Genomic DNA, 2,498 nt, shown 5'->3' with positions numbered 1-2,498 from the left:
GAAGACTACTGCGGCCGTGGCGACATGGAGAATCGGATCAAGGACCAACAGTTGGATCTGTTCGCCGACCGCACCTCCAGCCCACGCTGGTGGACTAACCAGTGGCGGCTGATGCTGTCGGCCTTTGCCTATGTGCTGTTCGAACGGCTACGCGATCATCTCCAGGGCACCGCATTGGCGCGCATGAGCATCCATAACCTGCGCTTGAAACTGCTCAAGATCGGTGCGGTGATCATTCGCAACAGCCGGCGCATCCGCGTGCTGATCAGCGAGGCCTATCCGCATCAGGAACTCTTTGCGGGGCTGGTTGCCCGCCTCAAGCCGACCTGAACAGGCGGGCGCCCCCGGCCCGGCTCAATGGGGGAAAGGGGGCAGTGCGCCCCATACGCGGGAATTGAATAAAAAACGATCAATTTTTAGCGGTGGAAGGCAGGTTGTTGATACACCGAGGCTTCACCGGCCACGCCTGCCGGCCTCATGAGAAATCCGGGTTAGTATCGTTAAATAACCCTTCAAGACTAAGACCTACTACACTGGCACATATCATCGTTTTTCAACGCCTAAAGGAACGCCGATGGACCTCACCGCCTACCTAAAACTCATGGCCGACAAAGGCGCCTCCGACCTCTACCTGTCCACCGGTGCCCCGGTGATGATGAAAGTCGAAGGCCACACCGCTCCCATCACCCAAAAACACCTGCCAGCCGGGGCGGTGAAGGAGTTGGCGTATTCGATCATGAAAGACAAACAGCGGGCGGAGTTCGAGAAGTCGCTGGAGCTGGACATGGCCGTGGGGCTGGCCAATATCGGGCGATTTCGGGTGAACGTGCTGTGGCAGCGGGGCGAAGTCAGCATGGTGATTCGTCACCTGAAAACCGAAATTCCGTCCATCGATACCCTTGGCCTGCCAAAGATTCTCGAGCAGCTGATTATGGAACCCCGGGGGCTGATCCTGGTGGTGGGTTCCACTGGCTCCGGTAAGTCCACCACCCTGGCCTCGATGCTGGATTACCGTAACAGCCACACCACCGGCCACATCCTCACCATTGAGGACCCTATAGAATACACTCACACGCACCAGAAAAGCGTGGTGAACCAGCGGGAGGTGGGCGTAGACACTCACTCCTACACCGAAGCCCTGCGCCGGGCCATGCGCGAGGCACCGGATGTGATCATGATCGGTGAAATCCGCGACCGTGAAACCATGAAGCAAGCCCTCACCTATGCGGAAACCGGGCACCTGTGCATCTCCACCCTGCACGCCAGTAACGTAGACCAGACCATGCGGCGGATCGTGAACTTCTTCCCGGAGCATGCCCACAAAGAGCTGTTTATGGACCTGAGCCTGCACCTGAAAGCCGTGGTGGCCCAACGGTTATTGAAAGGTAAGGATGGCAAGCGCTGCGCAGCGGTCGAAGTGATGCTCGCAAGCCCCTACATCAAGGACATCATCAACAAAGGCGAAGTTGAGGGCATTACCGAAGTCATGGAGAAGAGCCAGCAGCAGGGTATGAAGACCTTTGACCAGGCCATCATGGACCTTTACCACCAGGGCAAGATCACCGAAGAAACCGCGCTGGCCAGCGCCGATTCCCGCCACAACCTGGAAGTGAAAATCCGGCTGGAAAAAGGCAGCCTTGCCGGCAACTCCGACAGCCTGACCTTCGACAGAGACTGACACAAAAAAGCCCCCAAACCAGGCTGCTCGGTGTCGTGAGCAACCAGGCCGGGGGCAGGCTGTGAACCTGATCAGTTCAGTTCAGTGCAGCGTCAAATCAGATCTTGGTCATGCGCAGGTAAGGACGCAGTTCGTTCCAGCCCTGCGGGAAGATATCCTTCGCCTCTTCGTTGGAGATGGACGGCGGAATAATCACCTCGCCACCCTTGCGCCAGTCTGCCGGCAGGGCAACCTTGTTGGCATCGGCTGTCTGCAGCGCGTCGATAACACGCAGGATTTCGTCAAAGTTACGACCAACCGCCATCGGGTACGTCAGGGTCAGGCGGACTTTCTTGGCCGGATCGATGATGAACACGCTGCGTACGGCGGCGGTTTCGCTCTCACCCGGGTGAATCATGTCGTACAGCTGGGCAATTTTGTGGTCTTCGTCGGCAACGATCGGGAACTGAAGGTCACAGCTCTGGGTATCGTTTACGTCGTCAATCCACTTCATGTGCTCGTCTACAGAGTCGGTAGACAGGCCAAGCGGCTTCACGTTGCGGGCTGCAAACTCCTGGGCCAGCTGGGCAGTACGGCCCATTTCAGTGGTACATACCGGAGTAAAGTCAGCGGGGTGGCTGAAGAAGAACACCCAGGAATCACCAGCCCACTCATGGAAGCTGATCGCGCCTTTGGTGGTGTCTACTTTGAAGTCCGGAGCGGTTTCGCCAAGACGGATGGACATAATCTGGGTATACGGATTTAATGGTTGATGGGGCACCTTCACCCCATCAATCTGATACCACCCTCAGATGGTTGATAGATCGACTCCGTAGTTGAG

3 protein-coding genes are annotated in these 2,498 nt (G+C 57.2%); 2 read left to right on the top strand and 1 reads right to left on the bottom strand.

Features of this window, described 5'->3' with window-relative positions; genetic code table 11:
• Together DET50_RS19270 and DET50_RS19265 are read left to right on the top strand one after the other, a co-directional pair.
• Positions 1–330: transposase (locus tag DET50_RS19270; RefSeq protein ID WP_181800026.1), on the top strand; the 330-nt coding region annotated here is incomplete at its 5' end.
• 244 nt (positions 331–574) lie between these two features.
• A complete protein-coding gene (locus DET50_RS19265; RefSeq protein WP_113864305.1) occupies positions 575–1,678 on the top strand; it encodes a PilT/PilU family type 4a pilus ATPase in 1,104 nt (367 codons plus the stop codon).
• 97 nt (positions 1,679–1,775) lie between these two features.
• Here the strand turns inward: DET50_RS19265 and DET50_RS19260 are convergent, their stop codons facing one another.
• Positions 1,776–2,402, bottom strand: a complete 627-nt coding sequence (locus DET50_RS19260; protein ID WP_113864304.1) for a peroxiredoxin — start codon at positions 2,400–2,402, stop codon at positions 1,776–1,778.
• Positions 2,403–2,498: the final 96 nt, after the last annotated feature.

The organism is Marinobacter pelagius (assembly GCF_003315345.1).
GTDB classification, from domain to species: domain Bacteria; phylum Pseudomonadota; class Gammaproteobacteria; order Pseudomonadales; family Oleiphilaceae; genus Marinobacter; species Marinobacter pelagius_A.
This window is presented reverse-complemented; position numbering and strand designations above follow the sequence as displayed.

Bases quoted from the DNA above. Each gene is read 5' to 3' on its own strand.
- DET50_RS19260 (WP_113864304.1), bottom strand. From the start codon at position 2,402: ATGTCCATCCGTCTTGGCGAAACCGCTCCGGACTTCAAAGTAGACACC.
- DET50_RS19265 (WP_113864305.1), top strand. From the start codon at position 575: ATGGACCTCACCGCCTACCTAAAACTCATGGCCGACAAAGGCGCCTCC.